The organism is Priestia megaterium (assembly GCF_041941685.1).
Lineage (GTDB): Bacteria > Bacillota > Bacilli > Bacillales > Bacillaceae_H > Priestia > Priestia megaterium_C.
Genome location: NZ_CP130958.1, coordinates 206,016 through 212,500 on the forward strand (window position 1 = coordinate 206,016; position 6,485 = coordinate 212,500).

3 protein-coding genes, 11 tRNA genes and 2 rRNA genes (1 of these 16 only partly in view) are annotated in these 6,485 nt (G+C 43.9%); 15 read left to right on the top strand and 1 reads right to left on the bottom strand.

The genetic code is table 11. The annotated features are described in order from the left end of the window. Positions 1 to 14: 14 nt before the first annotated feature. Positions 15 to 2,189 carry a Tex family protein gene (locus Q5794_RS01180; RefSeq protein ID WP_192998192.1) on the top strand — a complete coding sequence of 725 codons (2,175 nt, stop codon included), beginning with the start codon at positions 15 to 17 and terminating at the stop codon, positions 2,187 to 2,189. A gap of 57 nt (positions 2,190 to 2,246) precedes the next feature. On the opposite strand, the gene cmpA is transcribed toward Q5794_RS01180, so the two are convergent. Beyond that, positions 2,247 to 2,363, bottom strand: a complete 117-nt coding sequence (gene cmpA / locus Q5794_RS01185) for a cortex morphogenetic protein CmpA (protein ID WP_013055014.1) — start codon at positions 2,361 to 2,363, stop codon at positions 2,247 to 2,249. 109 nt (positions 2,364 to 2,472) lie between these two features. Here cmpA and Q5794_RS01190 point away from each other — a divergent pair, with 109 nt between their 5' ends. From Q5794_RS01190 to Q5794_RS01255, 14 genes are all read left to right on the top strand, one after another. Then, positions 2,473 to 2,922: a SprT family protein gene (locus Q5794_RS01190; RefSeq protein ID WP_192998191.1), complete on the top strand. Its 450-nt coding sequence runs from the start codon at positions 2,473 to 2,475 to the stop codon at positions 2,920 to 2,922. Positions 2,923 to 3,056: 134 nt separating this feature from the next. Further along, positions 3,057 to 3,131, top strand: a tRNA-Asn gene (locus tag Q5794_RS01195). Positions 3,132 to 3,134: 3 nt separating this feature from the next. Further along, a tRNA-Ser gene (locus tag Q5794_RS01200) sits at positions 3,135 to 3,225 on the top strand. Between the two features lie 9 nt (positions 3,226 to 3,234). Continuing rightward, positions 3,235 to 3,309: transfer RNA gene (locus Q5794_RS01205), tRNA-Glu, on the top strand. 24 nt (positions 3,310 to 3,333) lie between these two features. Further along, a tRNA-Val gene (locus Q5794_RS01210) sits at positions 3,334 to 3,409 on the top strand. 28 nt (positions 3,410 to 3,437) lie between these two features. After that, positions 3,438 to 3,513: transfer RNA gene (locus Q5794_RS01215), tRNA-Asp, on the top strand. 11 nt (positions 3,514 to 3,524) lie between these two features. After that, positions 3,525 to 3,599, top strand: a tRNA-Gln gene (locus Q5794_RS01220). 4 nt (positions 3,600 to 3,603) lie between these two features. Next, a tRNA-Lys gene (locus Q5794_RS01225) sits at positions 3,604 to 3,676 on the top strand. A 12-nt stretch (positions 3,677 to 3,688) separates the two neighbouring features. Continuing rightward, positions 3,689 to 3,771 (top strand) — tRNA-Leu (locus Q5794_RS01230). A gap of 22 nt (positions 3,772 to 3,793) precedes the next feature. After that, positions 3,794 to 3,879: transfer RNA gene (locus Q5794_RS01235), tRNA-Leu, on the top strand. Positions 3,880 to 3,968: 89 nt separating this feature from the next. Then, positions 3,969 to 4,045, top strand: a tRNA-Arg gene (locus tag Q5794_RS01240). 4 nt (positions 4,046 to 4,049) lie between these two features. Then, a tRNA-Gly gene (locus Q5794_RS01245) sits at positions 4,050 to 4,123 on the top strand. Positions 4,124 to 4,210: 87 nt separating this feature from the next. Then, positions 4,211 to 5,762 (top strand): 16S ribosomal RNA (locus Q5794_RS01250). 225 nt (positions 5,763 to 5,987) lie between these two features. Next, positions 5,988 to 6,485: ribosomal RNA gene (locus Q5794_RS01255) — 23S ribosomal RNA — on the top strand (it continues 2,438 nt past the right edge of the window). The 16S and 23S rRNA genes sit together here with 11 tRNA genes alongside, the layout of an rRNA operon.

The window sequence follows — 6,485 nt, forward strand, 5'->3', positions numbered from 1 at the left end:
TAGGAGGATAAGCTGTGTCTGTCGCAACGAAATTAGATAATCAAATTGTTCAACGTGTAAGTAAAGAGGTGGAGATTTCACAAAAGCAAGTACAAAACGTAATTGCTTTAGTAGAAGACGGTAATACAGTTCCCTTTATTGCTCGATATAGAAAAGAACAAACTGGTGCTTTGGATGAAGTCCAAATCCGGAATATTTTAGATTCCTGGAACTACTTAATGAATTTAGAGGAGCGTAAAGAGGAAGTTCTTCGATTAATTGAAGAGCAAGGGAAATTAACTGAGGAACTGGCTGCTCAAATTCATCAAGCGAAGAAATTGCAGCAAGTAGAAGATTTATACCGCCCTTTTAAGCAAAAACGACGTACAAAAGCAACTGTAGCAAAAGAAAAAGGTCTTGAACCATTAGCAGAGTGGCTACTAAGTTTTCCACGTTCTGACGTGAAGAATGAAGCACAAACATACATAAATGAAGAAGCGGGAGTTCAATCTTCTGACGAAGCTATTCAGGGAGCCCTAGACATTGTAGCAGAACAAATTTCTGACGAAGCGTCTTATCGTCAATGGATTCGTACGACCACTGTAAAAGATGGCATAATTGTTACTTCAGTCAAAGATCCGGAAAAAGATGAAAAAAATATCTATGAAATGTACTATGAATATACAGAAGCGGTAAAGCGAATCGTTCCTCATCGTATCTTAGCTATGAATAGAGGAGAAAAAGACGGTATTTTAAAAGTGAGTATTGATGCGCCTACAGATCGTATTCTTTCATATTTACATAAACAAGTAATCAAAAAAAGGGATTCTTCAGCCGAAAGTTATATCATCTCAGCTACAGAAGATGCTTATAAACGCTTAATAGAACCATCTATTGAACGCGAAATCCGTAAAGAGCTATCAGAAAAAGCGGAAGAAAGAGCCATTCACATCTTTTCTGAAAACTTACGAAAACTTCTTCTCCAACCTCCATTGAAAGGGAAAGTGGTATTAGGAGTAGATCCAGCTTTTCGAACAGGTTGCAAATTAGCTGTAGTAGATGAAACAGGCAAGGTATTAAAAATTGATGTTATTTATCCACATCCTCCTGTGAGAAAAGCAGCTGAAGCGCAAAATAAATTAAAGAAAATGTTCGCTGAATACCCTATTGAAGTAGTAGCCATTGGAAACGGAACGGCATCTCGCGAAACGGAGCAATTTGTAGCGGATGTTCTTAAAGAAATTGAAAACTCAGTTTATTATTTGATTGTGAATGAAGCGGGAGCAAGCGTGTATTCGGCTTCTGATGTTGCTAGAGAGGAATTTCCTGATTTTCAAGTAGAAGAGCGAAGCGCTGTATCGATTGCCAGAAGGCTGCAAGATCCGCTGGCTGAACTTGTGAAAATCGATCCTAAGTCGGTAGGAGTAGGGCAGTATCAGCATGATGTGTCTCAAAAGCAATTAAATGATTCACTGACTTTTATTGTAGAGACAGTAGTAAATCAGGTAGGAGTAAATGCAAACACGGCTTCTGCTTCGCTTCTCCAATACGTTGCTGGTCTAAATAAGACAGTTGCTCAAAACATTGTAAAATATCGGGATGAAAACGGAAAATTCTCTAACCGAAAACAGTTGAAGAAAATTCCGCGTCTAGGCGCTAAAACGTATGAGCAGTGTATTGGGTTTTTACGTATTATAGAAGGTGAAGAACCTTTAGACAGAACGGGTATCCATCCTGAAACATATGGAGACGTTAAAAAGCTTTTAAAGAAAGCTGAAGTGAAAGAGACTGAGCTTGGAACGGAGAAAGTAAAAGAAGCATTAAAACATATTTCTTTACCCGAAATATCAGAAGAACTAAGTATAGGGGAGCTTACTTTAAAAGACATTATAGAAGCGCTCGTAAGACCGGAAAGAGATCCTCGTGATGAACTGCCAAAACCTTTGCTCCGTCAGGATATTTTGAAGCTAGAGGACCTTGCCAAAGGTATTCAGCTTGAAGGTACGGTGCGAAACGTCGTAGACTTCGGAGCGTTCATCGATATAGGAGTTAAGCAAGACGGCCTAGTCCATATTTCTAAATTAACGAATCGGTACGTTAAGCACCCCCTCGATGTCATTTCAGTAGGAGATTTGGTGAATGTGTGGGTAGAAGACGTAGATATGAAAAAAGGAAGAGTCGCACTGACGATGATTCCGCCCCATCAATAATAAAATTGCCTTTTCAGATTTTCTGAAAAGGCAATTTTATTTGTAAAAAGAAGTGATTTAAGAAGCGGAATTATTTTTTTGATAAAAAAACCAACATTGATTGAGCAATTTTATTTGTGCACGGTCTTTTTCAGAATAAGCGCGCCTCATTTGTTTTTGTAGCCACATTGGCATAAGGACAATCACTCCTTTTCATTTATGATAAGGTGAATAGTGAGTATGTAATGAAGTGTATGCCCAAAGAGCTAGTCAGGTGATTTCATACAGTAGAGGAGTATATAAAATGAATGATAAGGATTTACAAATACTTGTAGAAGAAATTTCATTGAAGCTGTTTCACAAACCATTTCGTCATGAAGCCACTTTTAATTCTCGTTTACGTACGACAGGTGGAAGGTATTTGTTACGTACATCTAATATAGAAGTAAACTACAAATACTTTGAACAATATGGCAGACAAGAAATAGTAGAAATTATTAAACATGAGCTCTGTCACTATCATTTGCATATTGAGGGGAAAGGGTATAAGCATGGAGATCAAGACTTTAAAAGGCTAATGAAAGAAGTAGGCGCCCCCCGCTTTTGTCAGGCATTGAAAAAAGAAAGTGATGGAAAGAAAAAAGAGTACATATATGTATGTATGCAGTGTGATCAAAAATATGTTCGAAAAAGAAAAGTGAACACGGTTAAATATGTTTGTGGCAAGTGTAAAGGTAAATTAAAAAAAATGTAGAAGATGCTTGACTAAAATAGATTGATTATGATAAATTAATAAAGCCGTCTCAAATAAACGGCAAAGAAATCACAAAAACTTATTGACATTACATATAATGTCGATTACAATGTAAGAAGTCTGATAAATATTATTCCACAGTAGCTCAGTGGTAGAGCTATCGGCTGTTAACCGATCGGTCGTAGGTTCGAGTCCTACCTGTGGAGCCATATGGAGAAGTACTCAAGTGGCTGAAGAGGCGCCCCTGCTAAGGGTGTAGGTCGTGTAAGCGGCGCGAGGGTTCAAATCCCTCCTTCTCCGCCATTTTATAATGGCCCGTTGGTCAAGCGGTTAAGACACCGCCCTTTCACGGCGGTAACACGGGTTCGAATCCCGTACGGGTCACCATTGATTTTTATTTACATACTCTGTGGAGGATTAGCTCAGCTGGGAGAGCACCTGCCTTACAAGCAGGGGGTCGGCGGTTCGATCCCGTCATCCTCCACCATTTGACTGTTTTATACATAATTTTGGATGGTCCCGTGGTGTAGCGGTTAACATGCCTGCCTGTCACGCAGGAGATCGCGGGTTCGATTCCCGTCGGGACCGCCATTTTAAATTATTGGGCTATCGCCAAGCGGTAAGGCAACGGATTTTGATTCCGTCATGCGTTGGTTCGAATCCAGCTAGCCCAGCCATAAAGAGCCATTAGCTCAGTTGGTAGAGCATCTGACTTTTAATCAGAGGGTCGAAGGTTCGAGTCCTTCATGGCTCATTTTCATTTCTTGCGGGTGTGGCGGAATTGGCAGACGCGCTAGACTTAGGATCTAGTGTCTTTACGACGTGGGGGTTCAAGTCCCTTCACCCGCATCTTATTCATTTTATGTATTTAGCGGTCGTGGCGGAATGGCAGACGCGCTAGGTTGAGGGCCTAGTGGGGGCGACCCCGTGGAGGTTCAAGTCCTCTCGGCCGCACCAAAAAAACTTTTTAAAAAGTGTTGACATAAGAAGATAGAAATGATATTATAATAAAGTCGCCAAAACAACAGCGGTAAACATCATAAGAAGCGCCCGTAGCTCAATTGGATAGAGCGTTTGACTACGGATCAAAAGGTTAGGGGTTCGACTCCTCTCGGGCGCGCCATATTGCGGGTGTAGTTTAGTGGTAAAACCTCAGCCTTCCAAGCTGATGTCGTGAGTTCGATTCTCATCACCCGCTCCAAACATATTGAACTTTGAAAACTGAACAAAGCGACAAACGTCAACGTCAACGTTAATTTTTATTTTTAAATTGAGCAAGTCAAACATTTCTTCGGAGAGTTTGATCCTGGCTCAGGATGAACGCTGGCGGCGTGCCTAATACATGCAAGTCGAGCGAACTGATTAGAAGCTTGCTTCTATGACGTTAGCGGCGGACGGGTGAGTAACACGTGGGCAACCTGCCTGTAAGACTGGGATAACTTCGGGAAACCGAAGCTAATACCGGATAGGATCTTCTCCTTCATGGGAGATGATTGAAAGATGGCTTCGGCTATCACTTACAGATGGGCCCGCGGTGCATTAGCTAGTTGGTGAGGTAACGGCTCACCAAGGCAACGATGCATAGCCGACCTGAGAGGGTGATCGGCCACACTGGGACTGAGACACGGCCCAGACTCCTACGGGAGGCAGCAGTAGGGAATCTTCCGCAATGGACGAAAGTCTGACGGAGCAACGCCGCGTGAGTGATGAAGGCTTTCGGGTCGTAAAACTCTGTTGTTAGGGAAGAACAAGTACGAGAGTAACTGCTCGTACCTTGACGGTACCTAACCAGAAAGCCACGGCTAACTACGTGCCAGCAGCCGCGGTAATACGTAGGTGGCAAGCGTTATCCGGAATTATTGGGCGTAAAGCGCGCGCAGGCGGTTTCTTAAGTCTGATGTGAAAGCCCACGGCTCAACCGTGGAGGGTCATTGGAAACTGGGGAACTTGAGTGCAGAAGAGAAAAGCGGAATTCCACGTGTAGCGGTGAAATGCGTAGAGATGTGGAGGAACACCAGTGGCGAAGGCGGCTTTTTGGTCTGTAACTGACGCTGAGGCGCGAAAGCGTGGGGAGCAAACAGGATTAGATACCCTGGTAGTCCACGCCGTAAACGATGAGTGCTAAGTGTTAGAGGGTTTCCGCCCTTTAGTGCTGCAGCTAACGCATTAAGCACTCCGCCTGGGGAGTACGGTCGCAAGACTGAAACTCAAAGGAATTGACGGGGGCCCGCACAAGCGGTGGAGCATGTGGTTTAATTCGAAGCAACGCGAAGAACCTTACCAGGTCTTGACATCCTCTGACAACTCTAGAGATAGAGCGTTCCCCTTCGGGGGACAGAGTGACAGGTGGTGCATGGTTGTCGTCAGCTCGTGTCGTGAGATGTTGGGTTAAGTCCCGCAACGAGCGCAACCCTTGATCTTAGTTGCCAGCATTCAGTTGGGCACTCTAAGGTGACTGCCGGTGACAAACCGGAGGAAGGTGGGGATGACGTCAAATCATCATGCCCCTTATGACCTGGGCTACACACGTGCTACAATGGATGGTACAAAGGGCTGCAAGACCGCGAGGTCAAGCCAATCCCATAAAACCATTCTCAGTTCGGATTGTAGGCTGCAACTCGCCTACATGAAGCTGGAATCGCTAGTAATCGCGGATCAGCATGCCGCGGTGAATACGTTCCCGGGCCTTGTACACACCGCCCGTCACACCACGAGAGTTTGTAACACCCGAAGTCGGTGGAGTAACCGTAAGGAGCTAGCCGCCTAAGGTGGGACAGATGATTGGGGTGAAGTCGTAACAAGGTAGCCGTATCGGAAGGTGCGGCTGGATCACCTCCTTTCTAAGGATTTTTACATGACGTACGTTTTGACACTTTGTTCAGTTTTGAGAGTTCAATCTCTCAATTATAGAAAGCACACTACTTTCTTCTTATTAGATAAGAAGAATTTTGGTTGCGATTGTTCTTTGAAAACTAGATAACAGTAATTGCTGAGGAAAAGTGAAACTTTTCTTTAATCAAACCAATAAATAACACAACATTATGTTGTACCATTTATTCGCTAATGGTTAAGTTAGAAAGGGCGCACGGTGAATGCCTTGGCACTAGGAGCCGATGAAGGACGGGACTAACACCGATATGCTTCGGGGAGCTGTAAGTGAGCTTTGATCCGGAGATTTCCGAATGGGGAAACCCACTGTTCGTAATGGAGCAGTATCTTTATCTGAATACATAGGATATTGAAGGCAGACCCGGGGAACTGAAACATCTAAGTACCCGGAGGAAGAGAAAGCAAATGCGATTTCCTGAGTAGCGGCGAGCGAAACGGAATTAGCCCAAACCAAGAGGCTTGCCTCTTGGGGTTGTAGGACACTCTATACGGAGTTACAAAGGAACGAAGTAAATGAAGCGACCTGGAAAGGTCCGTCGAAGAAGGTAACAACCCTGTAGTTGAAACTTCGTTCCCTCTTGAGTGGATCCTGAGTACGGCGGAACACGTGAAATTCCGTCGGAAGCTGGGAGGACCATCTCCCAAGGCTAAATACTACCTAGTGACCGATAGTG

Bases quoted from the DNA above. Each gene is read 5' to 3' on its own strand.
- cmpA (WP_013055014.1), bottom strand. From the start codon at position 2,363: ATGCCAATGTGGCTACAAAAACAAATGAGGCGCGCTTATTCTGAAAAA.
- Q5794_RS01190 (WP_192998191.1), top strand. From the start codon at position 2,473: ATGAATGATAAGGATTTACAAATACTTGTAGAAGAAATTTCATTGAAG.